We start from the raw sequence: 22,521 nt of genomic DNA, 5'->3' as shown, positions 1-22,521 counted from the left end.
CCCGATGTCCTCCCTCACGTACGACCTCACCCTCGCCGGCCTCTCGGTCGGCAGCGCCGCCGCGCTCACCGGTATCGGCCTGATCGTGACGTACCGCGCGACCGGCGTGCTCAACTTCGCGCACGGCGCGATCGCCATGGTGTGCGCGTACGTGCTGCGGCAGTGCGTGGTCGAGTGGGGCTGGCCCGTGTGGCTCGCGGCGACGGTCACGCTCGTGTTCCTGGCCCCGGCGATCGGCGTGGCACTGGAGCGGTTCGTCTTCCGCCCCCTGGCCGTTCTGGGCAGCGACCCGGCGCAGACCCTGGTGGCCTCGATCGGGGTCTTCGTACTCCTGGTCGGCGGAGCTGCGCTCCTCTGGGGCCAGGGCGCCCGGGACGACGCGCCGGAGCTGGTCTCGGACGACCCCTGGGGCCAGCTGGCCGTCGTTCTCGTCCTTGCCGTCGGAGTGGGCGCGGTCATCCGCTGGACGCGGTTCGGGCGGGAGCTGCGGGCCGTGGTGGACGACCGGGGGCTGGCCGTCCTCGGCGGGATCGACGCGGACCGGGTGGCGGCGGCGGGCTGGGCGTTCGGCTCGTTCACGGCGGGCCTGACGGGCGTGCTCCTCGCACCGTACGTACGCCTGGACCCGTACGGCCTCCCGCTGCTGGTCATGGAGGTGGTCGCGGTCGCGGTGGCGGCCCGTATGCGCAACCTGCCCATCGCCGTGTTCGTGGCCCTGGCCATCGGGGTCGGCCAGAGCCAGCTGACGCGACTGCATCCGTCGGGCTGGGCCGAGCCGTTGCTGCAGGCGGTGGGCGCCAACCTCTTCGTGGTGGCCCTGCTGCTGACGGCGCTGGCGCTCCCCCGCATCGGTACCCGCGACGCCCTGCCCCGCACGGCGACGGCACGGGTGCCGACACCACCGGGCGCCTGGATAGTGGCGGTGGTCCTGTTCCTCCTCCCGCTGGGCTTCGCGGGCTCGGACCTCCACACGTCGGTCCAGGTCCCGGCGCTGGGAGTGGTCCTGCTCTCCCTGGTCGTGGTCACGGGCAGGGGCGGCCAGATCTCCCTGGGCCAGGCGGCGTACGCGGGCCTGGGCGCCCTGTTCACGGCCCTGCTGTCGGCAGGCCGCTTCCCCGGCCTCCCCCGTCTCCCGGAGCTCGCGGCCCTGGCCCTGTCGGTGATCCTGGTGGCCCCCCTGGGCCTCCTCACCGGCTGGCCGGCGATCAGCCGCCGTGGCCTCGCCCTGGCGCTCGCGACGTTCGCGGTGGGCGTCGGAGTGAACCGCTTCGTCTTCGCCCAGCCGTACGCCACGTCGGGCCTGACCCTGGACCGCCCCGCCGGCTTCGCCGGAGATCGCGCGTACTACGCCCTCGAACTGGCCCTCCTGACAACGGCGTTGCTGGCGACCCGGGCCCTGCGCCGGGGCCGCACGGGCCGCGCGCTGGCCGCGATGCGGGACGACGAGTCGGGAGCGTCGGCGGCAGGCGTCCGCGTCCCCTCCCTCAAACTCCTGGCCTTCGTAGCGGGCGCCGCACTGGCCGCCCTGGGCGGCGGCATGCTCTCCATGGGCACACGAGCCTTCGACCCGTCCGCCTACGACCCCGTACGCAGCCTCCTGTGGTTCGCCGCGGTGGTGGTCCTGGGCGCGGACAGCACACTGGGCGCGTTGTTGGCGGCAGCGCTGCTGGTCGGCCTGGACGCGGGCGCGAGGGGCGGGGTGGCGGCGGCCCTGATCGGCGTACTGGCGGTACTGGTGGGCCGCTTCCCCGGGGGCCCGTACGAGGCGTTGCGCACGGCGGCGACGCGCTTGCGCCTGCGGAGGCGGACGCACCTGACGGAAACGGGCACCCGGGTACGGACGAGACTGCGCACGGCAGACACGTCCGCGGCCGCGGGACTCGCGAAAGCCGCCAAACAGCCCGCACCCGCAGGACCCGCGGAAGCCGCCACCAAGCGACTCGCACCCGCAGGGCCTGCCGAAGCCGCCCGCGAACGACCCGCAGCCGCCGGCGGCGCCCCACCCCCACCAGGGCCACCCGCACCCGACCGCGATAGCCGCACGGGCGGTGCGGGTGGGAAATCAGATCCGGCCGAAGGCCGGCCCGTGCTGACCGCCCACAACCTCCACGCCCGCTACGACGGCTTCACCGCCCTCGCCGGAGTCGACCTCACCGTCCACCCCTCCCAGGTCACCGCCATCGTCGGCCCCAACGGCGCAGGCAAAAGCACCCTCTTCCACTGCCTGGCCGGCACCCTCCGCCCCTCATCCGGCCACATCCACTACGGCGAACAGGACATCACCCACCTCCCCGCCCACGCCCGCACCCGCCTCGGCATCGCCCGCACCTTCCAGCAACTGGCCGTCTTCCCCACCCTCACAGTCGCCGAGAACGTCCAAGTAGGCGCGGAACAGGGCCACATCCCCGACCCGGCAGCCATAGAACGAACCCTCCGCCTCTTCGGCCTGGACGGCCCCGTACGCTCCGCCCCCGCCGCCGCCCTCCCCACCGGCACCCTCCGCCGAGTGGAACTGGCAAGAGCCCTCGCAGGCACTCCCCGAGTCCTCCTCCTCGACGAACCCGCAGCCGGCCTCGACAACGCCGAAGTCACGGCGATGGCCCGCGTCCTACGCGCCCTCGCGGCCGACGGCACCGCCCTCCTCGTCGTCGAACACGACCTCGACCTGGTCGCCGACCTCGCGGACGTCGTCCACGTCATGACGGCCGGCCGCATCATCGCCTCCGGCCCACCGGACCACGTACTGGACACCCTCGGCGCAAAAGAGCCCGCCACATGAGCATCTCCCTGCGCCACGCGCGCGTGCGCTACGGCCCCCTGGAGGCCCTGCACGGCGTCACGATCGCCGCCCCCGCCAAGGGCCTCACCGTCCTGCTGGGCCGAAACGGCTCCGGCCGTACGACCGCCCTGCGCGCCCTCGCCGGCACCGTGCCCCTCTCCGGCGGCGCGGTGGTCTGGGACGGCGCGGATGTGAGCCGTATGCCCGCATACGAACGAGCCCGCCGCGGCCTGTGCCTGGTCCCCGAGCGGCAGGCGGTGTTCGGCTCGCTCACCGTCCACGAGAACCTCGAACTGGCCGCCCAGGAGTACGACTTCGCACTCCAGGCCTACCCCCAGCTCAAGCCCCTCCTCCCGCGCCGCGCCGGCACCCTCTCCGGCGGCGAGCAGCGCATGCTCGCCCTCTCCCGCGCCCTGCTGGCACGCGCGCGCGTGGTGCTCGTCGACGAACCGGCCCAGGGCATGTCACCGGCGGTCGCGGCCCGCACGTACGAGCTGCTCGGCGAGCTCGACGCGTGCGTGATCGTCGCCGAGCAGCGGCTGCCGCCGGGCCTGCACGGCCGTACGCCCGTCTTCGTGCACGAACTGCGGCGCGGCGCCGTCGTGTTCAGCGGAGAGGCGGGCGAGCCGGCACGGCGGGAAACGGCGGCCCGAACACCGCGGGGGCCCGGCGCGGCTCCCGGGCGCGCGCCGAACCGCCCGGGATGACCAGCAGCGTGCCCGGGTTCAGCCGGTCCGGTGGGTGCGCCGAGGGCCCCACCCGGTCGGACGACCGGACGGGGCCCCTGCCCGGATGAGGCCGCGGCTCAGATCTCGAGCTGCTGCCCGGGCACGATCAGGTCGGGATCACCGCCGATGACGGCCTTGTTGGCGGCGTACAGCTTCTGCCAGGTGGTCCCGTGCCGGGCGGCGATCTTGCTGAGGGTGTCGCCCGCGCGGACGGTGTAGTCGCCGCGGGAGGCACCGCGGTTGGTGTGGCCCGTCGAGCGCGTCACCTTCCCGGGCTTCTTCGCCGGGGCCGACTTGGCCGACTTGGTGGTCGTCGAGCCGCCGGTGGAGGCCGCGGGTGCGCTGCCGTAGGCTCCGGCCCGCGCCGAACAGGTCGGCCAGGCGCCCCACCCCTGTGCGCGCTGGACCTTGGTGGCTACCGCGATCTGCGCTTCCCTGGAGGCCTTGTCGGCGGTCGGCGCGTAGGCCGAACCGCCGTACGCGCGCCAGGTGCCGGCGGAGAACTGAAGCCCGCCGTAGTAGCCGTTTCCGGTGTTGATGTGCCAGTTGCCGCCGCTCTCGCACTGGGCGATGCGGTCCCACACCCCGCCGTCCGCCGCCACGGCATTGCCGGTCGCGGCGAGCAGTCCGAGCGGGGCGGCGAGCAGCGCGGCCCCGGCGAGGACCGCCGTCGTACGATTCTGCGTCTTGCGAGCGCTGTCGTCACGGGCGTCACTGCGGTTGGTATCGGCACATTCGGACATGAAGTTCCCTCTCGAACAACCCGGGGTCCCCCAGAGCGGGGCGCGTCTCCCACGCCTCTGCGCGGTCCTCGCGCTCCGCCCCGTCCGCCGGAGGTCTTGCTGCTTGCTGGCTTGGTGCGGTGCCGGCGGACGTTCCCGAGCGGTGCTCGTTGCACACGGCCGAGGAATCTAGGGAGCGGTGGGGTCGAGGACAACCAACGGGCCGTCGCGGCAGGCCAGTTGACTGTTACCGGTGGTAGCGGAGATTTCCGGCCACCCACTTCATTCCGCGATTTCCCGATATTTCGACCACCGCCCTTATCTGACTGTGACTCACTTCACGCAACCAACTCTCTTGCATTTCCAAGCACTTGACGGTGAGTGACGAATTCCGGACCCGTGGTGACGGTGCGGGCTGGATGGATTGATTCCGTTCGCCCTGGAGCGTGACTCTCGCCACAGATCGCCCGTTGTCTTCTTCATGAGCCCGGGACCCGCCCGGTTCACACTTCCCGAGGGGAGCCACCCGTGCCGCGCATGCTCGACGTCAGCGACGAGGTACGCGCCGAGATCGGCGACGAAGAGGCCGACCGGCTGCTCGCCGGAGAGAACGCCCCCGGCAGCTACGACTGCACGTCCTGCCGCACCCCGGGCGACTCCGAACAGGAGCGCACCAGCACCGTCCTGTTCATCGGCGACGAGACCGCCGTCCTGGCCTTCGCCCACGCCACCTGCCTGCCCTCGCAGGTCGTCCAGGTCACCGAGGAGCAGCTCCAGGGGGCGGTGCGGTCCATCTCCGGCGACACCGTCGACCTCGACCCCGACAAGGTCGTACCGGAGCAGGCGGTGCTCGGCGTGACCAGCGGACTGGTCCTGATCGCCGGGGAGTTGCACCCGGCACTGGTGGTCGAGCCGACCGGCCCGATCGTCCGCCCCGGCACGACGGGCATCGGCGACGACTTCCTGCCGCTGCTGATCGAGCAGGGGTTCATGCCGCTGACGGAGATCACCGAGGTGCCGCCGGTGCTGCACGGCTGGTCGGTGCTGCTCGCCGTCGGCCAACTGCACGCGGTGCTACAGCCGAACGCCAACGGCGGGCAGCCGGTCGCCTGGTGGCAGGCACACCAGCCGCTCCAGGTCACCGAGAGCTGGCGGGCCGCCGCCAACAAGCACCAGCAGGTGCTGATGTTCGCGGCGCCGGTCGGCTCCATCGGCCGCCAGCCGCGCGAGGACCTGCTGCGGGACGCACTGGACAAGGCCGCCGCGAACGGCAAGTTGGTCGCCTCGGCCATGCCGCTGGCCGGCACCTGAGGAAGGTAACGGGGAGCGCCGGAGCCGCATCTCTTCAGGTTCAGGGTCGTTTGGACATACGTGCACGCATACGACGTTCCCCTCCGCCCCTCCTTCCAGAGTGGGCCATCGGCCACGCCGATCTACGACGCGCTCTACGCCGAGTACGTCAAGTCCTTCCGTACGCTGCCGGGCGACCGCAGCGGCGAGGAGGAGCTGGGCTTCACCGCCTTCGGGAGCATTCCGCACAGTACGGGGGCTCACGGCGGCCACCGGCCGGGGTCGTTCAGCAGCTCGTACAGCGCGTACAGCGCGGGGGCCTACAGCGCCCGGCAGCAGTCGCAGTGGCAGCGGATCGGGCACATCGGGCCGCAGCCGTCGGGCATGCACCATGTGCCGGCGGCCCTGCCACCCGGCCCACGCAGAAGTGTCTGAGACGTCCCGGACGTCGCAAGAGGGCGGCCCCGAACGGGGGCCGCCCTCTTGCTCGTTGGACTACTTCTTCTTGTTGCCGCCGCGCTTCTCGCGCACCCGCACGGAGATGTGGATCGGCGTCCCCTCGAAGCCGAACTCCTCGCGCAGCCGGCGCTCGATGAAGCGCCGGTAGCCCGCCTCGATGAAGCCGGAGGCGAAGAGCACGAACCGCGGGGGCTTGGTGCCGGCCTGGGTGCCGAAGAGGATGCGGGGCTGCTTGCCGCCGCGGATCGGGTGCGGGTGGGCGGCGACCAGCTCGCCGAGGAAGGCGTTCAGCCGGCCCGTCGGGACCCGGGTCTCCCAGCCCGCCAGTGCGGTCTCGATCGCCGGGACCAGCTTCTCCATGTGGCGGCCGGTGCGCGCCGAGACGTTGACCCGCGGCGCCCACGCCACCTGGCCGAACTCGGTCTCGATCTCCCGCTCCAGGTAGTAGCGGCGCTCCTCGTCGAGGGTGTCCCACTTGTTGTAGGCGATGACCATCGCGCGCCCGGCCTCGACGGCCATCGTCACGATCCGCTGGTCCTGCACCGAGATGGACTCGGAGGCGTCGATCAGGATGACCGCGACCTCGGCCTTCTCGACGGCGGCCGCGGTGCGCAGGGAGGCGTAGTAGTCGGCGCCCTGCTGGAGGTGGACACGCTTGCGGATACCGGCGGTGTCGACGAACTTCCAGGTGACGCCGCCGAGTTCGATCAGCTCGTCGACCGGGTCGCGGGTGGTGCCCGCCATCTCGTTGACGACGACGCGCTCCTCGTTCGCCACCTTGTTCAGGAGGGAGGACTTGCCGACGTTCGGCCGCCCGATGAGCGCGATACGGCGCGGCCCGCCGACCCCGGCGCCGCCGAAGGTCTGCTCGGGGGCCTCCGGCAGGGCCTCCAGGACGGCGTCCAGCATGTCGCCGGTGCCCCGGCCGTGCAGGGCCGAGACGGGGTGCGGCTCGCCGAGCCCGAGGGACCACAGATAGGCCGCGTCGGCCTCGCCGCTCGGCCCGTCCACCTTGTTGGCGGCCAGCACGACCGGCTTCCCGGCCTTGCGCAGCAGTCGTACGACGGCCTCGTCGGTGTCGGTCGCGCCGACCTTGGCGTCGACCACGAAGACGACGGCGTCGGCGGCCTCGATGGCGTACTCGGCCTGGGCGGCCACGGAGGCGTCGATGCCGAGGACGTCCTGCTCCCAGCCGCCGGTGTCGACGACCTTGAAGCGGCGGCCCGCCCACTCGGCCTCGTAGGTCACGCGGTCGCGGGTGACGCCGGGCTTGTCCTCGACGACGGCCTCGCGGCGCCCGATGATCCGGTTGACGAGGGTCGACTTGCCGACGTTCGGCCGCCCGACGACGGCGAGCACGGGCAGCGGCCCATGACCGGCCGCCTCGATCGCACCCTCGACGTCCTCGAGGTCGAAGCCCTCTTCCGCGGCGAGCTCCATGAACTCCGCGTACTCGGCATCGCCAAGCGCTCCGTGGTCGTGCTCCTCGCCCGAGCCCTCGGAGTGGATGTGGTCGTTCATGAAGTCCGTACCTCGTCGTTCATTCGTGGTGGTCGGTGGAACACCCGGTTTCCGCCGGTTGATCCACTACTCAGTGTCGCCTAGCGCCCGGTGAGGCGCCTGGCGTTTTCCAGGTGGCTGGTGAGCTGCTTCTGGATGCGCTCGGTCGCCTCGTCGAGGGCCTTGCGCGTGCGGCGGCCGCTTCCGTCGCCCGCTTCGAAGGGGTCGCCGAAGACGACGTCGATACGGCTGCGCAGCGGGGGCAGCCCCTTTATCAACCGTCCGCCGCGCCCGGAACTTCCCAGGACGGCGACCGGGACGACCGCCGCTCCGCTGCGGACGGCGAAGTACGCGAGCCCGGCGCGCAGGGACGCGAAGTCGCCCTCGCCGCGGGTGCCCTCCGGGAAGATGCCGAGGACCCCGCCGGCCGCCAGGACGTCCAGCGCCCGGGTGATCGCCCCGCGGTCGGCGACCGAGCGGTCCACCTTCAGCTGGCCGATGCCGGTCAGGAAGGGGTCGAGCGGGCCGATGAACGCTTCCTTCTTGATCAGGAAGTGCGTCGGCCGGGGCGCCACGCCCATGACCATCGGACCGTCGATGTTGTGGGAGTGGTTGACGGCGAAGATCACCGGACCGGTCGCGGGCACCTTCCAGGCGCCCAGCACGCGCGGTCTCCACAGCCCGTACATCAGGCCGACGCCGATGCGCCGCCCGACCTCGGCTCCCCGCTCGGACGCGGGCTTCGCTGAAGTGGCCTCGGTCACTTCCCGGCCCGCTTCTCCTCGACGAGCGTGACGACGCACTCGATGACCTGCGCGAGGGTGAGCTCCGTGGTGTCCACCTCGACCGCGTCGTCCGCCTTGGCGAGCGGCGAGGTCTTGCGGGAGGAGTCGGCCGCGTCCCGCTTGATCAGCGCCTCGCGGGTGGCGTTGACGTCGGCGCCCTTCAGCTCCCCGCTGCGGCGGGCGGCCCGCGCCTCCGGCGAGGCGGTGAGGAAGATCTTCAGATCGGCGTCGGGCAGCACGGTCGTACCGATGTCCCGCCCCTCGACGACGATCCCGGCCTCCGCCGCGGCGGCGATGGAGCGCTGCAGCTCGGTGATCCGGGCCCGCACCTCCGGTACGGCGCTGACCGCGCTGACCTTGGAGGTGACCTCCTGGGTGCGGATCGGGGCGGCCACGTCGGTGCCGTCGACCGTGATCGTCGGGTTCTCCGGGTCGGTGCCGGAGACGATCTCCGGCTTGCCGGCCACGGCGGCGATCGCGGACGGGTCCTCGATGTCGATGCCGTTGGCCACCATCCACCAGGTGATCGCCCGGTACTGGGCACCGGTGTCCAGGTAGCTCAGGCCGAGCTGCGCGGCCACGGCCTTCGACGTGCTCGACTTGCCCGTGCCGGAGGGACCGTCGATGGCGACGATCACGGACTGGGCGGCGCCGTTTTCCACGTGGGGACACCTTCCTGGTGCGGTGTGGCGAGGGTGGGTGGGCGCGAAAGCGCCCCGCACAAGGTTACCGGCCCCACGGGTCCCCTCTTACAGGCGGATGATCGGGACGATCACCACGGGATGGATCGCGGGATCACTGCCGGATGGACCAGCCCCGCTCCCGCAGCGCCGCACTGAGCACCGGCGCCGTCTGCGGCTCCACCATCAGCTGGATCAGACCCGCCTGCTGCCCGGTCGCGTGCTCGATGCGTACGTCCTCGATGTTGACCCCGGCCCGGCCGGCGTCCGCGAAGATGCGGGCCAGCTGGCCCGGCTCGTCGCTGATCAGGACGGTCACGGCCTCGTACACCCGCGGTGCGGAGCCGTGCTTGCCCGGCACCCGGACCTGCCCGGCGTTCCCGCGCCGCAGCACGTCCTCGATCCCGGCGACGCCCTCGCCCCGCTTGGCCTCGTCGGAGGACTGCAGCGACCGCAGCGCCTCGACGGTCTCCTCCAGGTCGGCGGCGACGTCGGAGAGCAGGTCGGCGACCGGCCCGGGGTTCGCGGAGAGGATGTCGATCCACATCCGGGGGTCGGAGGCGGCGATCCGGGTCACGTCCCGGATGCCCTGACCGCACAGTCGTACGGCCGCCTCCTCGGCGTTCTCCAGACGGGCGGCGACCATGCTGGAGACCAGGTGGGGCATGTGGGAGACCAGGGCGACGGCGCGGTCGTGGGCGTCGGCGTCCATTACGACCGGCACGGCGCGGCAGTGCGAGACCAGCTCCAGGGCGAGGTTCAGGACCTCGGTGTCGGTGTCCCGGGTCGGGGTGAGCACCCAGGGGCGTCCCTCGAAGAGGTCGCCGGTCGCGGCCAGCGGGCCGGACTTCTCACGGCCGGACATGGGGTGCGTGCCGATGTACCTCGACATCACGGTCAGGTCGAGGCCGAGGGCCTCCAGCTCGCGGCGGGGGCCACCCTTGACGCTGGCCACGTCGATGTAGCCGCGGGCCAGGCCCCGGCGCATGGCGTCGGCGAGAACCGAGGCCACGTGCGCGGGCGGGGCGGCGACGATCACGAGGTCGACCGGGCCCTCGGGCGCCTCGTCGGTGCCCGCGCCCAGCGCGGCCGCCGTACGGGCCTGCTCCGGGTCGTGGTCGGTGAGGTGGACGACGACGCCCCGCTGGGAGAGGGCGAGCGCGGCGGACGTACCGATGAGGCCGGTGCCGATGACGAGTGCGGTTCTCACTGGGCGATGTCCTTGCGCAGGGCGCCGGCGGCGCCGAGGTAGACGTGCGCGATGTCGGCGCGGGGCTTGTCGGACTCGATGTGCGCGAGGATCCGCACGACCCGGGGCATGGCGCCCTCGATGTCCAGCTCCTGGGCGCAGATCAGCGGTACGTCGACGATGCCGAGCTTGCGGGCGGCGGCCGCCGGGAAGTCGCTGTGCAGGTCGGGCGTGGCCGTGAACCAGATGCTGATCAGGTCGTCGGCGGTCAGCTCGTTCCGCTCCAGGACGGCGGTGAGCAGGGCACCGACCTGCTCGTCCATGTGTCCGGCCTCGTCCCGTTCCAGTTGGACGGCTCCCCGGACCGCTCGTACCGCCACGGCTCTGCTCCTTGCTCACGGATCGGCTCTTCGCCTGTCCAGCGTAGTCAGCGACGGGCGGGCGGGTGCGGGCCGCCCGCCCGCTGAGACATGCCGCGAGACATGCCGCCGAGATCTTGCCAATGTCACCGAATCGCCCCAATTTCGCTACTTGGGGAGGGTCGCCCCTGTGCGCCTCTTTACGCCGGGGCCGCCGGTCCGCTCTGATGGCAGGAAACTCGCCTCGGGGGAGGCCCTCACATGAAGCGTCCTGGACCGCTGCTGACCTTGCTCGCGGGACTGCTGCTCGGCCTGTTCATGCTGTCGTTGAACGCGACCACGGGGACGAAGACCGCCTCGTCCTCGTACCAGGAGGAGTCGCCGACGCCGAAGTCGTCACCGGCACCGACGAAGACCACCGCGCCGCCGAGCCCGTCGCCGTCACGGACGCCGGCGCCGACCGGCGTGTACACCGGCCGGACCGACGACGACTCCTCCGCGGTCGCCGTCTCGCTCAAGGGCGGCAAGGCCATCGCGTACTTCTGCGACGGCCACAACATCGAGTCCTGGCTGAAGGGCGACGTCGAGGACGACGGCAGCATGCGGCTCACCGGCGCCGACGGCGCGAAGCTGACCGGCACGGTGAAGGGCAAGCGGCTCGGCGGCTCGGCCGACGTCGGCGGCGGGCACTACACCTTCACCATCGACAAGGCCAACAAGCCGTCCGGGCTGTACCGGGCGAACAGCCAGGTGGCCGGCGCCCGGATCGAGGGCGGCTGGATCATCCTGCCGAACGGCAAGCAGGTCGGCATCCTCACCCGCGACGGGAAGCCCTCGGCCGCTCCCGCCATCGACCCGGACACGGGCGCGGTGACGGTCGACGGACAGCAGCTCACGGCACGTCCCGTAACTCCTTGACCCTTCTGACCAGGGAGCCGACATGAGTGTCGATCCGAACGCCGCCACGCAGAGTTTCCCGCCATCGCAGCCGGCCCGGCGTCCGCCGGGCCCGGCCCGCTATCTCGTCCCGGCCCTGGTCGCCGCCGCGGTGGCGGTCGCCCTCGGCGTCTACGGCAAGGTCCACGACCCGGCCGGCACCGCCTTCAACATCGCCGGGTTCAGCAGTACCGGCGCGGTGAAGTCGTGGCTGGCGACGACCGCGTTCTTCTTCGCGCTCGTCCAGCTGGTCAGCGCGTTCATGGTGTACGGCAAGCTGCCGGGCCCGCGCTGGGCGTCCACGCTGCACCGCTGGTCGGGCCGGATCGCCTTCCTGGTGGCCGTCCCGGTCGCCGTGCACTGCCTGTACGCCCTGGGCTACCAGACGTACGAAACACGCGTTTTGTGGCACTCCGCCCTGGGTTGCTTCTTCTTCGGTGCCTTCAGTGCCAAGATGCTGCTGCTCCGCTCGCAGCGGCTGCCCGGCTGGCTGCTGCCGCTCGTCGGCGGGCTCGTCTTCACCGTTCTCACCCTTCTCTGGCTGACCTCGGCCCTCTGGTTCTTCCGTACGTTCGGAGTGACGACATGACCCACCGCTCGACGCGGCGCACGGTTCTCCTCGCGACGGGCGCGTCGGCGCTCGCGGCGGGCTGCAGCAAGTACGGCGACAGCAACGGCGACTCGGGGTCCTCCTCCGTGCAGGCGTCCGCCGGGCAGGAGCTGGCGAAGACGGCGGACATCCCGGTCGGCGGCGGGAAGATCTTCAAGGACGAGAAGGTCGTGGTCACCCAGCCGAAGAAGGACGAGTTCAAGGCCTTCACGGCGGTCTGCACCCACCAGGGCTGCACGGTGTCCGCGGTCGCCGACGGCACGATCAACTGCCCTTGCCACGGAAGCAAGTTCAAGGTGGCCGACGGCTCCGTGGCGAAGGGCCCGGCGGCGAAACCGCTGGCCGAGAAGCAGATCAAGGTGGACGGAAATTCCATCAGCCTGGCGTGAGGTGCCGCGTACGCTCCCGTCCATGCAGCCCGAGACCCTGGTACGCGACCACACGATCTACGCCTGTGTGATGGGCTCGCGTGCCTTCGGCCTTGCGACGGACGGGAGCGACACGGACCGCCGGGGCGTGTATCTCGCCCCCACTCCCCTGTTCTGGCGCTTCGAGAAGCCGCCGACGCATGTGGAGGGGCCGGCCGAGGAGCAGTTCGGCTGGGAACTGGAGCGCTTCTGCGAGCTGGCCCTGCGCGCCAACCCGAACATCCTGGAGTGCCTGCACTCCCCGCTCGTGGAGCACGTCACCGACACCGGCCGCGAACTCCTCGCCCTGCGCGGGGCGTTCCTCTCCCGCCGGGCCCACGAGACGTTCACGCGTTACGCGCTCGGCCAGCGCAAGAAACTGGAGGCCGACGTCCACACCCACGGCGCCCCGCGCTGGAAGCACGCGATGCACCTCCTCCGCCTGCTGATGAGCGCCCGCGACCTCCTGCGCACGGGCGCCCTCACGATCGACGTCGGCGACCAACGCGAGCCGCTCCTCGCCGTGAAGCGCGGCGAGGTCCCGTGGCCCGAGGTCGCGTCATGGATGAACCGCCTGGCGGCGGAAGCAGACGAGGCACTCGGCATCAGCCCGCTCCCCGAGTCCCCCGACCACCGCCGCGTCGAGGACTTCCTGATCCACGTCCGCCGTGCCTCAGCCCTCCAGCCGGATCCTTACGACGAAGTCGTGCAGGGCGTCGTGGACGGTGGGCGCATCGGGTAGCACCGAGACGGCCTGCGCCTCGTCCAGCGCCCCGTGCAGCCGCTCGACATCACCCCGCACGCGCGCGTGGCCGACATCGGCGTCCCCGTGCTCCTGCTCGGCCTTCGCGGCGACGAGTTCCGGCAAATACGCAGGAGCCTCGTCGATCTCGCCGAGCAGCGTGGGCAGATGGGCCTGCACCTCACCACTGCGCATGAGATGTACGCCGGTCAGCAGCACCCGGAAGGTGTAGAGCAGCGGCTTGAGCTCACCGGTCTTCTCGAACAGCCGCCACTGGGTGACCGCGAACCCACGGTAGTGGTGCGCATGGTGGCTGGTGAGGACCCCGGGCGCGAGCGCGGCCAACTCCCGGTGCGCGTCCGTCGTATGCACGACCAGGGGCGAGAGCAACTGCTCCAGCACATAGCCGTTGCGCCGCAGCATCAGCCGTACGAACTTGCGCACGTCGTGGGTGACCAGGTCCATCTCGACGCCGTCCCGGTCCCACATCCGGGAGCGGGTCTCCTCCGGCTCGCGCAGGCCGACGAGCGCGGCCGTGGGCAGCAGGTGCACGCCCCGCAGGTCGACGTCCGAGTCGCGGGACGGGAAACCGTAGAGGTGCGCACCGGAGACGGTCGCGAACAGCTGGGGGTGCCCCCAGGCCCTCAAGGCACTGGGGGAGGGTCGGGCTGTTCGGCGACCACCGGGGTCAGGTCGATGTCCAGGGCGTCGATCATCCGTCAAGCGTCCCAGAGGGCGCCGAGGGTCAGCAGGTCGCCCCGGTACTCGATGCGGTCGGCCCAGTCGGTCGGCCAGGCCTCCGCGCCGACGTGGGCACCCGCGAAGGCGCCGGTCAGGCAGGCGATGGAGTCCGAGTCGCCGGAGGTGCAGGCGGCCCGGCGGATGGCCGTGACGGGTTCGTCGGGGAACAGCAGGAAGCACAACAGGCCGGTGGCGAAGGCCTCTTCGGCGATCCAGCCGGCGCCGGTGGCGAGGCAGGGGTCGGTCTCCGGGTCGACGCTGAGGGCGGCGTTCCCGAGGCGGTCGAGGATCGCCCGGCACTCGTCCCAGCCGCGCGAGATGAATTCCTCGGGGGTGCCGTCCTGGCTCCGGGTCCACAGATCGCCGAGCCAACGGTGGCTGTAGTGGCTGCGGTTCTCGTCGGCGTACGCCGCGAGAGACACGAGGAGGTTCCCCGGCTCGGCCCCCTCGGCGAGCAGCCGTACGGCATGGGCGGTGAGGTCGGACGCGGCGAGCGCCGTCGGATGCCCGTGCGTCAGCGCGGCCTGCAACTGGGCGGCGCCCGAGCGCTGTTCGTCGCTCAGGCCCTGCACCAGCCCGACGGGGGCCACGCGCATGTTGGCGCCGCAGCCCTTGGAGTCGATCTGGCTGGCGTGCTGCCAGGGCAGGTCCGGGTTCTCCAGCAGCGCGCAGGCGCGCAGGCATGTGTTGCCCGGCGCGCGGTTGTTGTCCGGGGAGCGGTTCCAGGCGACGAACTCCTTCCGCACCGCCTCGGCCATCCCCTCCGGCGCGAGCACGCCCCGGTCCATGGCCGTCCGCAGCCCCTTCCCGACCGCCAGCGTCATCTGCGTGTCGTCGGAGACGATCGCGGGCTCCGCCAGCCGCATCTGCCGCCACGGCCCGCACTTGGCGAGGATCGACGGCACATCGTTGAACTCCGTCGGAAACCCGAGCGCGTCCCCCAGGGCGAGCCCGATCAACGCCCCCGTGGCGGCGCGCTTGTCGACGATCGTGATGGTCATGCGGAACGTCCTTCCCGGTTCGGCCGGAGCAGAGGCGGCTGGAGGGTGGCGGCGGCACCCGCGCGATAGAGCGCGGCCGGTTTGCCACGGCCACCGGTGAGCCGGGCCTCCCCCGGCACCGGCTCGACGAAACCGGGCGTGGCGAGCACCTTGCGGCGGAAGTTGGGCCGGTCCAGAGCGGTGCCCCAGACGGTCTCGTAGACGTGCTGCAGCTCGCCGAGCGTGAACTCGGCGGGGCAGAAGGCGGTGGCGAGGCAGGTGTACTCGAGCTTGGCGCCGACGCGTTCGCGGGCGTCGGCGAGGATCCGGTCGTGGTCGAAGGCCAGGGGCGATGCTTTGTCACACACCACCCACCGCGCCTCCGCCGCGTCGCTCCCCCCGTGCGGCTCCGGCGCATCCGGCAGCAGCGCGGTGAAGGCGACCGACACGACCCTCATCCGCGGATCGCGGTCCGGCTCGCTGTAGGTCCGCAGCTGCTCCAGGTGCAGTCCGGTGACGTCCGCGAGCCCGGTCTCCTCGGCGAGTTCGCGCCGCGCGGCCGTCTCGGCGGACTCGTCCGGCTCCACGAAGCCACCGGGCAGCGCCCAGTGCCCGGCGTACGGCTCCTGGCCACGCTTCACCAGCAGGACGTGCAGGGCACCCTCGCGGATGGTGAGGACGGCGAGGTCGACGGTCACGGCGAAGGGCTCGTAGGCGTACTTGTCGTAATCCGCCTTGTTGAACGCCATGCACCCACACCCCCTTAATAGTCATTACGACTATAAACAGCATGCCGGTGCTTCCACAAGCCCCGCGGGGGTAACCGGGCTTCCATGGGCGAGATCCTGGTGGGCACTTGTTCGTGGACGGACCGGGCGCTGGTCGGCAGCGGCTGGTATCCGCCGGGCCGGCGGGACGCCGAGGGGAGGCTGCGGTACTACGCCGAGCGGTTCCCCGTGGTCGAGGTCGACTCGGCGTACTACGCGCTGCCCGGGGCCCGCAACTGCCGGCTGTGGGCCGAGCGGACGCCGGAGGGCTTCGTCTTCGACGTGAAGGCGTTCTCGCTGCTGACCGGGCATCCGACGCGCCCTGCCGCGATGCCGGACGGGTTGCCCGCCGAGCCGGGGGACCCGAAGGTGCTGGACGAGGTGTGGGCGCGGTTCACCGAGGACATCGAGCCGCTCAGGGCGGCGGGGCGGCTCGGCAGCGTGCTGTTCCAGTTTCCGCCGTGGGTGCGGCCCGGCACGCGGGCCGGGCAGTTCCTCCGCGAGTGCGCCGAGCGGACCGCCGGCTGGCCGGTGTCGGTGGAGTTCCGGCACCCCGGCTGGTGGCGCGAGGAGTGGGCGGACGCGACCCGCGCGCTGCTCGCCCGGTACGACATGGCGGCCGTGGCCGTCGACATGACGCAGACGCTGCCCGGGTCGGTGCCGCCCGTCACGCCGGTCACCGCGCCGCGACTGTCGGTCGTCCGCTTCCACGGCCGCAGCGGCGCCTGGGGTTCGGGGAGCAAGGAGGACCGGTTCCGCCACGACTACCGCGAGGCCGAACTCGCCGAGTGGCTGCCCCGGTTGCGGGACCTCGCAGGGCGGGTCGACGAGCTGCACGTCCTGTTCAACAACTGCTGCGGGACCGCCGCGGTCCGTGCCGCCGAGGCCATGCGAGGGCTGCTCGGCGACACGGGCCGCGGATCCCGCGCCCGTCCGTCGGCTCAGGCCGCGGACGAGGTCACCGCGCTCCCCTCCCGGGCACGCGACGGCGCGAACGCCGCCACCAGCGCCCCCAGCCCCGCGGCTCCGGCCGACACCCAGAGCGCCGGCGCGCAGCCGTCCAGGAAGGACGCGGGTGAGCCGTAGCCGCCGTACTGCGTGAAGACCAGGGCGGCGACGGCCACTCCGAAGACGCCGCCCAGTTCGCGCATCGCGTTGTTCACGCCGGCCGCGACGCCGGCCTCGCTGAGCGGCACGGACGAGGTCACCGCGTTGGCGACGCTCGGGAAGACCATCGAGATCCCGATCCCGGCGATGACCAGCGGGAGGACCAACTGGCCGTATCCGACGCCGGGTTCGACCTGCCAGGCCAGCAGGGCCAGGCCCGTGCCCTGGAGGAGCAGGCCGATCAGCATGAAGGGCCGGGTGCCGAAGCGGTCCGCGAGGGCGCCCGCGACCGGGGCGATCAGCAGCGGCATGGCGTTCCAGACGAGGATGCGTACGCCCGCCTCCAGCGGGGAGTAGCCGAGCCCGGTCTGGAACAGCTGCGTGATCATGAAGAGGGCGCCGAGCAGCGAGCCGAAGAGGAGGAACGCGACCACGTTGGCCGTGGAGAAGCCGCGGTTGCGGAAGTGCCCGAGCGGCAGCATCGGGTAGCGGGCGCCCCGGCGCTCCCAGGCGAGGAAGGCCGCCGTGAACACGACCCCCGCCGCCAGCGCGGACAGCACCTCTGCGCTCCCCCAGCCCACCTGCGGCGCCCGCACCGGCGCCCAGGCCAGGCCGGTCAGCCCGGCGGCCGCCAACACCAGCCCGACGAGGTCGAGTTGCGGCCGGGTGCCGTAACTCTCGTGGAGCCTGGTGGCGGCCAGGGGCAGCATCGCGAGGCCGATCGGGACGTTCAGCCAGAAGATCCACTGCCAGGACAGGCCCTCGGTGACGGCCCCGCCGAGCACGGGCCCGGCCGCGACTCCGAGGCCGGTCACGCCGCCCCACACGCCGATGGCGACGCCCCGCTTCTCGGCCGGGAACGCCTCGCTGATCAGGGTGAGGGTGAGCGGCAGGAGTACGGCCGCCCCGGCGCCCTGCACCACGCGCGCGCCGATGAGCTGGCCCGGGCCGCCCGCGAGCGCGGAGGCGGCGGAGCCGAGGGTGAAGACGGCGAGCCCGACGACGTACATCCGCCGCCGCCCGAAGCGGTCGCCTAGTGCGGCGCCGGTCAGGGTGAGGCAGGCGAAGACCAGGTTGTAGGCGTTGATCGTCCACTCCAGGTCCGACAGGCTCGCCCCGAAATCGGCCCGCAGGGCGGGCAGCGCGGTCGACACGACCACGACGTCGAGGGAGCACAGAAGGGCGCCGAGTCCGGCGAGGATCACGGTCCAGCCGCGTCGGGTCTGGGCCGGTTCTGCGGGTGGTTTGCGTACGGGGACACTCACTGTGTCGGTCATGACCGGGGGTTCCTTCCGTGAGCTCGTGAGCTGTTCCAGGTCGCTCACGGAAGGCAGACCACCCTCACCCCGGAAAGGAATCGCGCCGCCCCAGGAAGGCCAGCAGTCGCGCGCCGGGCCCCGCGTACAGCGGTACGGCCACCGGCGCGCCGAACCGCACGCCCCGGTCCTCCTCGGCGACCACGCACCGCGCCACGGGCAGCAGGTCGGCCGCGAGTCCGGGCGGTATCGGGCGGGGCCGTCCGCAGGCCTGGGCCACGTCCCAGCCGTGCACGGTGATCTCCACCGCCCCCACGGCCGCCATCACCCGTACGTCCAGCGGCAGTTCGCCGACCCGCACCCGCTCCCCCGGTCCGGCCGCCCAGGCGCCGAGCACCGCGCACGCGCGCGTGCGGAACGCGCACGCCGGGTCGGCGGCCCCGATCACCCCGGGGAACAGCCCGATCCGCCCGCCGGTCAGCCCCTCGTGCAGGGCGTCCAGCGAGTCGTCGAGATGCCCGAGCAGCTCCCCCAGGTCCCACTCCCCGCACGGCGTGCACCGGTCCAGCCCATCGGGCACCACCCCGGCCATGCTCCCCAGCGCGTAGGCGAGCGAACGCTCCAGCAGCTCCCCGGCGTTCACGCGAGCACCCGGGGGAATCCGAAGCGCACGACCTGGTCGAGGTCGATGAAGGCGGTGATGCGGGCCAGGGTGCCGCCCTCCACGGTGAGCACCTGCACCGAGTGCGCGCGCAGCACGCCGTCCACCCCGCGCACGTACATGACGACGGCCGGCTGCCCGTTCGCGCGCGTGGGCAGCATTTTGTAGCGGTCCTCGCCGTGTCCGCGCGAGCGCAGGAAGCTCAGGACGTCCTTCTTGCCGCTGAACCACTCCAGGTTGGGCGGCATCTCCAGCTCGACGCCGTCCTGGAGGAGGTCGAGCAGGGCGTCCATGTCGGCGTGCTCGAAGGCGGCCATGTACCGGTCGAGCACCTCACGGTCGGCCGCGCCCTCGGGCTCGACCACGAGGTCCTCGTCCGGGGCGACCTCGTCGAGCCGGGCACGCGCGCGCTGGAGGCTGCTCTTCACGGCCGCCGTGGAGGTGCCGAGCACCGCGGCCACCTCGGGCGCCCGCCAGGCGAGCACGTCCCGCAGGATGAGCACCGCCCGCTGCCGCGCGGGCAGGTGCTGGAGCGCGGCTACCAGCGCGAGGCGCAGGCTGCCGCGTGCGGCCACCACGGTCGCCGGGTCGATGAGCGCGTCGGGCAGTGGCTGGAGCCACGGAACATCCGTCACAGGGCCCCTCAGCGGCTCCTCAGGGGCCTGTGAGGGCCCTCCGAGCCCGGCGGGCAGCGGACGCCGCGCGCGGCTCTCCAGGGCCGTCAGACACGTGTTGGTGGCGATCCTGTGCAGCCAGGTCCGCAGCGAGGCGCGGCCCTCGTAGCCGTCGTAGGACCGCCAGGCCCGCAGATACGTCTCCTGCACCAGGTCCTCGGCCTCGTCGACCGAGCCCAGCATCCGGTAGCAGTGCGCGAGCAGCTCCCGCCGGTACGGGTCCGTGAGCCGTACGAACTCGTCGCGGTCCGTCGTCGTCGCAGGCATGGCATTCCTCTCGCCGGTCATCAGTACAGACCGGCGAGAGGGCGAAAAAGCATCGCTCTCCGCGGAAGCCGCATCGGCCTCCGCGGAAGCGGGGCGTCGCCTAGAGGTCGACTTCCTGCATCAGCATGCCGACCTCGGTGTTCGACAGCCGCCGCAGCCAGCCCGACTTCTGGTCGCCCAGGGTGATCGGGCCGAAGGAGGTGCGCACCAGCTTCTCGACCGGGAAGCCCGCCTCGGCGAGCATGCGGCGGACGATGTGCTTGCGGCCCTCGTGCAGGGTCACCTCGACCAGGTAGTTCTTGCCGGTCTGCTCGACCACCCGGAAGTGGTCGGCACGCGCGTACCCGTCGTCCAGCTGGATGCCGTCCTTGAGCTTCTTGCCCAGGTCGCGCGGGATCGGGCCGACGATGGCGGCGAGGTAGGTCTTCTTCACGCCGTACTTGGGGTGGGTCAGCCGGTGGGCCAGCTCGCCGTGGTTGGTGAGCAGGATGACGCCCTCGGTCTCGGTGTCGAGCCGCCCGACGTGGAAGAGCCGGGTCTCCCGGTTGGTGACGTAGTCGCCGAGGCACTGCCGCCCCTCGGGGTCCTCCATGGTGGACACCACGCCCGCCGGCTTGTTCAGCGAGAAGAACTGGTACGACTGCGTCGCGACCGTCAGGCCGTCGACCTTGACCTCGTCCTTCTCCGGGTCGACCCGCTTGCCCTGCTCCAGGACGATCTCGCCGTTGACCTCGACCCTGGCCTGCTCGATGAGCTCCTCGCAGGCGCGCCGGGAGCCGTAGCCCGCGCGTGCGAGGACCTTCTGCAGGCGCTCGCCCTCCTGCTCCGCGCCCGGGAAGGTCTTGGGCAGCTTGACGTCCTTCTTGCCCGCGTACCGCTCGCGGTTGCGCTCCTCGGCCCGTGCCTCGTACTCGCGGGAGCTGCCGGGGGCCGTACGGCCGCGCCCGGTGCCCTGGCCCTGCCTGGGTCCGCCCTTGGCGCCGCCGCGCGCCGAGGCGCCACGGCCCGACTTCGGGCCGTCCTGGGTGGCGCCGGGGCCCACGTCGTAGCGCCGCTCCTCCGGGCGCGGCTTCTTCGGCCGGCCGCCCTGCTTGTCGTCCCGGGAGTTGCCGGCGCCGCGGTAGTTCCCGCGGCCTCCGCTGCTCCCGCCGCGGCCGCCGCTGTTGCCACCACGGCTCCCGCCGTTGTTTCCGCTGCTGTTCCTGCCGCTGCTGCTTCGCATCAAAGTTCCGTCTTGTCGTCTGCGTCCTCGGAATCCGGAGCGTCCGGATCGAACGACGGGACCCCTTCCAGTGTGTCGGCCTCGATCGCCTCGGCCTCCGGGAGGAAGGGCGCGAGCTCCGGGAGCTCGTCCAGGCCGCGCAGGCCCATCCGCTCCAGGAAGTAGTTCGTCGTCGTGTACAGGATCGCACCTGTTTCGGGTTCCGTGCCCGCCTCCTGGACCAGACCCCGTTGCAGCAGGGTTCGCATGACCCCGTCACAGTTGACTCCTCGTACGGCGGAGACGCGGCTGCGGCTCACCGGCTGGCGGTAGGCGACGACCGCGAGGGTCTCCAGGGCTGCCTGGGTGAGCCGGGCCGTCTGGCCGTCCAGGACGAGCCGCTCGACGGCCGGCGCGTACTCGGCGCGGCTGTAGAAACGCCAGCCGCCGGCGATCAGCCGCAGCTCGAAGCCACGGCCCTGTACGGCGTAGTCGTCGGCGAGTTCCCGCAGCGCCTTCCCGATCTGCCGCTTGGGCCGCTCCAGGATCTTCGCCAGGTGCTCCTCGGTCGCGGGCTCGTCCACGACCATGAGGACGGCCTCCAGGGCCGGCTTGAGGTCGAGGTCGGCGACGCCGCGGAGCCCTGCCGGGAGTTCCTCCGTCTCCTCGGTCATGCTTTCTTCTCCTCCTTGGGCTCCTCGGGCGGCCGGTCGAACTCGTCCGTCACCATCGGTGTCTCGTCGCCCTCACCGCCGGTCCACCGCACGATCAGATCGCCGAGCGCGGTCTCCTGGTCCAGCGCGACGGCCTTCTCCCGGTACAGCTCCAGCAGCGCCAGGAACCGCGCCACGACGGTGAGCGTGTCGTCGGTGTCCTCCACGAGTGCCCGGAAGCTGGCCTCCCCGAGCTCCCGCAGCCGCGCCACCACGATCCCGGCCTGCTCTTGCACGCTGACCAGCGGGGCGTGGATGTGGTCGACGTACACCTGCGGCTTGGGCTTGGGCTGCATCGCCTTGACGGCGAGCTTGGCGAAGCCCTCGGGGCCGATGCTGATGACGACCTCGGGCAGCAGCTCGGCGTGGTGCGGTTCGAGTCCGACGGTACGGGGGTAGCGGCGGGCCTCCTCGTCGAGGCGGGCGTTGAAGATGTCGGCGATCTGCTTGTACGCGCGGTACTGCAGCAGCCGCGCGAACAGCAGGTCCCGGGCCTCCAGCAGCGCCAGGTCGGCCTCGTCCTCGACCTCGGCGGACGGGAGCAGCCGGGCGGCCTTGAGGTCTAGCAGTGTGGCGGCGACGACCAGGAACTCGGTCGTCTGGTCGAGATCCCAGTCGGGCCCCATCGCCCGGATGTGCGCCATGAACTCGTCGGTCACCTTGGACAGCGCGACCTCGGTGACGTCCAGCTTGTGCTTGGAGATCAGCTGGAGCAGCAGGTCGAAGGGCCCCTCGAAGTTGGCGAGCCGGACCTTGAAGACGCCGTCGTCGGGTTCTTCGGGCTCGGCGGTCTGCGGCGCCTCCGCCGGCTGGGGCTCAACCAAGGGCGTGATCTCCGGCTCGACCACGGACGTGATCTCCGGCTCGGCCTGCGGCGCACCCGGCCCCTGCCCCAGCGCACGCCGACGGCCGGCCGCTGGGCCGGAGGCGGGCGCGTCGTTCGAGGTCATGGCCCCCGCAGGCTACCG

22 protein-coding genes and 2 pseudogenes are annotated in these 22,521 nt (G+C 72.0%); 9 read left to right on the top strand and 15 right to left on the bottom strand.

Features of this window, described 5'->3' with window-relative positions; translation table 11 throughout:
- The first annotated feature begins 4 nt into the window (after positions 1-4).
- Both ABZ848_RS44720 and ABZ848_RS44715 read left to right on the top strand, forming a co-directional pair.
- On the top strand, positions 5-2,779 hold the full coding sequence (locus ABZ848_RS44720) for a branched-chain amino acid ABC transporter permease/ATP-binding protein (protein WP_360841450.1): 2,775 nt from the start codon (positions 5-7) through the stop codon (positions 2,777-2,779).
- Complete coding sequence (locus tag ABZ848_RS44715; protein ID WP_360841448.1) at positions 2,776-3,486, top strand: ATP-binding cassette domain-containing protein; 711 nt, start codon at positions 2,776-2,778, stop codon at positions 3,484-3,486. Before ABZ848_RS44720 ends, ABZ848_RS44715 begins: the two co-directional genes overlap by 4 nt.
- A gap of 98 nt (positions 3,487-3,584) precedes the next feature.
- On the opposite strand, the gene ABZ848_RS44710 is transcribed toward ABZ848_RS44715, so the two are convergent.
- Positions 3,585-4,250 carry a transglycosylase family protein gene (locus tag ABZ848_RS44710; protein WP_360841446.1) on the bottom strand — a complete coding sequence of 222 codons (666 nt, stop codon included), beginning with the start codon at positions 4,248-4,250 and terminating at the stop codon, positions 3,585-3,587.
- 507 nt (positions 4,251-4,757) lie between these two features.
- Here ABZ848_RS44710 and ABZ848_RS44705 point away from each other — a divergent pair.
- The gene (locus tag ABZ848_RS44705; protein ID WP_360841445.1) at positions 4,758-5,540 is read left to right on the top strand and encodes a hypothetical protein; all 783 of its coding nucleotides are present in this window, start codon (positions 4,758-4,760) and stop codon (positions 5,538-5,540) included.
- A 60-nt stretch (positions 5,541-5,600) separates the two neighbouring features.
- Positions 5,601-5,954, top strand: a complete 354-nt coding sequence (locus ABZ848_RS44700) for a hypothetical protein (protein WP_360841444.1) — start codon at positions 5,601-5,603, stop codon at positions 5,952-5,954.
- A gap of 60 nt (positions 5,955-6,014) precedes the next feature.
- Here the strand turns inward: ABZ848_RS44700 and der are convergent, their stop codons facing one another.
- From der to aroH, 5 genes are all read right to left on the bottom strand, one after another.
- Positions 6,015-7,499, bottom strand: a complete 1,485-nt coding sequence (gene der, locus ABZ848_RS44695; protein WP_360841442.1) for a ribosome biogenesis GTPase Der — start codon at positions 7,497-7,499, stop codon at positions 6,015-6,017.
- Between the two features lie 80 nt (positions 7,500-7,579).
- Complete coding sequence (locus ABZ848_RS44690; RefSeq protein WP_360841440.1) at positions 7,580-8,281, bottom strand: lysophospholipid acyltransferase family protein; 702 nt, start codon at positions 8,279-8,281, stop codon at positions 7,580-7,582.
- Positions 8,239-8,925, bottom strand: a complete 687-nt coding sequence (gene cmk / locus ABZ848_RS44685) for a (d)CMP kinase (protein ID WP_360841438.1) — start codon at positions 8,923-8,925, stop codon at positions 8,239-8,241. Before cmk ends, ABZ848_RS44690 begins: the two co-directional genes overlap by 43 nt.
- A gap of 133 nt (positions 8,926-9,058) precedes the next feature.
- On the bottom strand, positions 9,059-10,153 hold the full coding sequence (locus tag ABZ848_RS44680; protein ID WP_360841436.1) for a prephenate dehydrogenase: 1,095 nt from the start codon (positions 10,151-10,153) through the stop codon (positions 9,059-9,061).
- A complete protein-coding gene (gene aroH, locus ABZ848_RS44675) occupies positions 10,150-10,512 on the bottom strand; it encodes a chorismate mutase (RefSeq protein ID WP_360841434.1) in 363 nt (120 codons plus the stop codon). The genes ABZ848_RS44680 and aroH overlap by 4 nt, the downstream gene beginning before the upstream one ends.
- A gap of 240 nt (positions 10,513-10,752) precedes the next feature.
- Here aroH and ABZ848_RS44670 point away from each other — a divergent pair, with 240 nt between their 5' ends.
- From ABZ848_RS44670 to ABZ848_RS44655, 4 genes are read left to right on the top strand one after another with little or no spacing between them, the layout of a single operon-like run.
- Positions 10,753-11,409: a hypothetical protein gene (locus ABZ848_RS44670; RefSeq protein ID WP_360841432.1), complete on the top strand. Its 657-nt coding sequence runs from the start codon at positions 10,753-10,755 to the stop codon at positions 11,407-11,409.
- 22 nt (positions 11,410-11,431) lie between these two features.
- Positions 11,432-12,016, top strand: coding sequence for a DUF6529 family protein (locus tag ABZ848_RS44665; RefSeq protein ID WP_360841430.1), 585 nt, complete (start codon positions 11,432-11,434; stop codon positions 12,014-12,016).
- Entirely contained in the window at positions 12,013-12,426 is a 414-nt protein-coding gene (locus ABZ848_RS44660; protein WP_360841428.1) for a Rieske (2Fe-2S) protein, read from the top strand. Before ABZ848_RS44665 ends, ABZ848_RS44660 begins: the two co-directional genes overlap by 4 nt.
- A 22-nt stretch (positions 12,427-12,448) precedes the next feature.
- Positions 12,449-13,186, top strand: coding sequence for a nucleotidyltransferase domain-containing protein (locus ABZ848_RS44655; protein WP_360841427.1), 738 nt, complete (start codon positions 12,449-12,451; stop codon positions 13,184-13,186).
- Here the strand turns inward: ABZ848_RS44655 and ABZ848_RS44650 are convergent.
- The 3 genes and pseudogenes from ABZ848_RS44650 to ABZ848_RS44640 all read right to left on the bottom strand — a co-directional run bounded on the left by ABZ848_RS44650 (position 13,118) and on the right by ABZ848_RS44640 (position 15,656).
- Positions 13,118-13,902 (bottom strand): annotated as a pseudogene (locus ABZ848_RS44650) (nucleotidyltransferase domain-containing protein). The gene ABZ848_RS44655 and the pseudogene ABZ848_RS44650 overlap by 69 nt on opposite strands.
- Positions 13,903-13,905: 3 nt before the next feature.
- Complete coding sequence (locus ABZ848_RS44645) at positions 13,906-14,928, bottom strand: ADP-ribosylglycohydrolase family protein (protein ID WP_360841425.1); 1,023 nt, start codon at positions 14,926-14,928, stop codon at positions 13,906-13,908.
- The gene (locus ABZ848_RS44640) at positions 14,925-15,656 is read right to left on the bottom strand and encodes an NUDIX domain-containing protein (protein WP_360841424.1); all 732 of its coding nucleotides are present in this window, start codon (positions 15,654-15,656) and stop codon (positions 14,925-14,927) included. The genes ABZ848_RS44645 and ABZ848_RS44640 overlap by 4 nt, the downstream gene beginning before the upstream one ends.
- 84 nt (positions 15,657-15,740) lie before the next feature.
- On the opposite strand from ABZ848_RS44640, the gene ABZ848_RS44635 reads away from it, so the two are divergent.
- On the top strand, positions 15,741-16,760 hold the full coding sequence (locus ABZ848_RS44635) for a DUF72 domain-containing protein (RefSeq protein WP_360841422.1): 1,020 nt from the start codon (positions 15,741-15,743) through the stop codon (positions 16,758-16,760).
- On the opposite strand, the pseudogene ABZ848_RS44630 reads toward ABZ848_RS44635, so the two are convergent.
- From ABZ848_RS44630 to ABZ848_RS44605, 6 genes and pseudogenes are all read right to left on the bottom strand, one after another.
- Positions 16,715-18,058: pseudogene (locus tag ABZ848_RS44630) on the bottom strand (MFS transporter); the annotation flags it as partial. The gene ABZ848_RS44635 and the pseudogene ABZ848_RS44630 overlap by 46 nt on opposite strands.
- Before the next feature lie 64 nt (positions 18,059-18,122).
- Positions 18,123-18,680: a TIGR03086 family metal-binding protein gene (locus ABZ848_RS44625; protein ID WP_360841421.1), complete on the bottom strand. Its 558-nt coding sequence runs from the start codon at positions 18,678-18,680 to the stop codon at positions 18,123-18,125.
- Positions 18,677-19,639 carry a sigma-70 family RNA polymerase sigma factor gene (locus ABZ848_RS44620; RefSeq protein WP_360841419.1) on the bottom strand — a complete coding sequence of 321 codons (963 nt, stop codon included), beginning with the start codon at positions 19,637-19,639 and terminating at the stop codon, positions 18,677-18,679. Before ABZ848_RS44620 ends, ABZ848_RS44625 begins: the two co-directional genes overlap by 4 nt.
- 100 nt (positions 19,640-19,739) lie before the next feature.
- Complete coding sequence (locus tag ABZ848_RS44615) at positions 19,740-20,861, bottom strand: pseudouridine synthase (RefSeq protein WP_360841418.1); 1,122 nt, start codon at positions 20,859-20,861, stop codon at positions 19,740-19,742.
- Complete coding sequence (gene scpB / locus ABZ848_RS44610; RefSeq protein WP_360841416.1) at positions 20,861-21,514, bottom strand: SMC-Scp complex subunit ScpB; 654 nt, start codon at positions 21,512-21,514, stop codon at positions 20,861-20,863. Before scpB ends, ABZ848_RS44615 begins: the two co-directional genes overlap by 1 nt.
- Positions 21,511-22,503, bottom strand: a complete 993-nt coding sequence (locus tag ABZ848_RS44605; RefSeq protein ID WP_360841415.1) for a segregation/condensation protein A — start codon at positions 22,501-22,503, stop codon at positions 21,511-21,513. Before ABZ848_RS44605 ends, scpB begins: the two co-directional genes overlap by 4 nt.
- Positions 22,504-22,521 lie beyond the last annotated feature (18 nt).

This window comes from Streptomyces sp. NPDC047081, assembly GCF_040643775.1.
Taxonomy (GTDB): Bacteria; Actinomycetota; Actinomycetes; order Streptomycetales; family Streptomycetaceae; genus Streptomyces.
Note: the sequence above shows the minus strand (reverse complement) of the source record. Positions and strands in the feature narration are given on the sequence as shown.

Coding starts and splice junctions, on each gene's coding strand:
- ABZ848_RS44720 (WP_360841450.1), top strand. CDS start 5: ATGTCCTCCCTCACGTACGACCTCACCCTCGCCGGCCTCTCGGTCGGC.
- ABZ848_RS44715 (WP_360841448.1), top strand. CDS start 2,776: ATGAGCATCTCCCTGCGCCACGCGCGCGTGCGCTACGGCCCCCTGGAG.
- ABZ848_RS44710 (WP_360841446.1), bottom strand. CDS start 4,250: ATGTCCGAATGTGCCGATACCAACCGCAGTGACGCCCGTGACGACAGC.
- der (WP_360841442.1), bottom strand. CDS start 7,499: ATGAACGACCACATCCACTCCGAGGGCTCGGGCGAGGAGCACGACCAC.
- ABZ848_RS44670 (WP_360841432.1), top strand. CDS start 10,753: ATGAAGCGTCCTGGACCGCTGCTGACCTTGCTCGCGGGACTGCTGCTC.
- ABZ848_RS44665 (WP_360841430.1), top strand. CDS start 11,432: ATGAGTGTCGATCCGAACGCCGCCACGCAGAGTTTCCCGCCATCGCAG.
- ABZ848_RS44660 (WP_360841428.1), top strand. CDS start 12,013: ATGACCCACCGCTCGACGCGGCGCACGGTTCTCCTCGCGACGGGCGCG.
- ABZ848_RS44655 (WP_360841427.1), top strand. CDS start 12,449: ATGCAGCCCGAGACCCTGGTACGCGACCACACGATCTACGCCTGTGTG.
- ABZ848_RS44645 (WP_360841425.1), bottom strand. CDS start 14,928: ATGACCATCACGATCGTCGACAAGCGCGCCGCCACGGGGGCGTTGATC.
- ABZ848_RS44640 (WP_360841424.1), bottom strand. CDS start 15,656: ATGGCGTTCAACAAGGCGGATTACGACAAGTACGCCTACGAGCCCTTC.
- ABZ848_RS44635 (WP_360841422.1), top strand. CDS start 15,741: ATGGGCGAGATCCTGGTGGGCACTTGTTCGTGGACGGACCGGGCGCTG.
- ABZ848_RS44620 (WP_360841419.1), bottom strand. CDS start 19,639: ATGCCTGCGACGACGACGGACCGCGACGAGTTCGTACGGCTCACGGAC.
- ABZ848_RS44615 (WP_360841418.1), bottom strand. CDS start 20,861: ATGCGAAGCAGCAGCGGCAGGAACAGCAGCGGAAACAACGGCGGGAGC.
- scpB (WP_360841416.1), bottom strand. CDS start 21,514: ATGACCGAGGAGACGGAGGAACTCCCGGCAGGGCTCCGCGGCGTCGCC.
- ABZ848_RS44605 (WP_360841415.1), bottom strand. CDS start 22,503: ATGACCTCGAACGACGCGCCCGCCTCCGGCCCAGCGGCCGGCCGTCGG.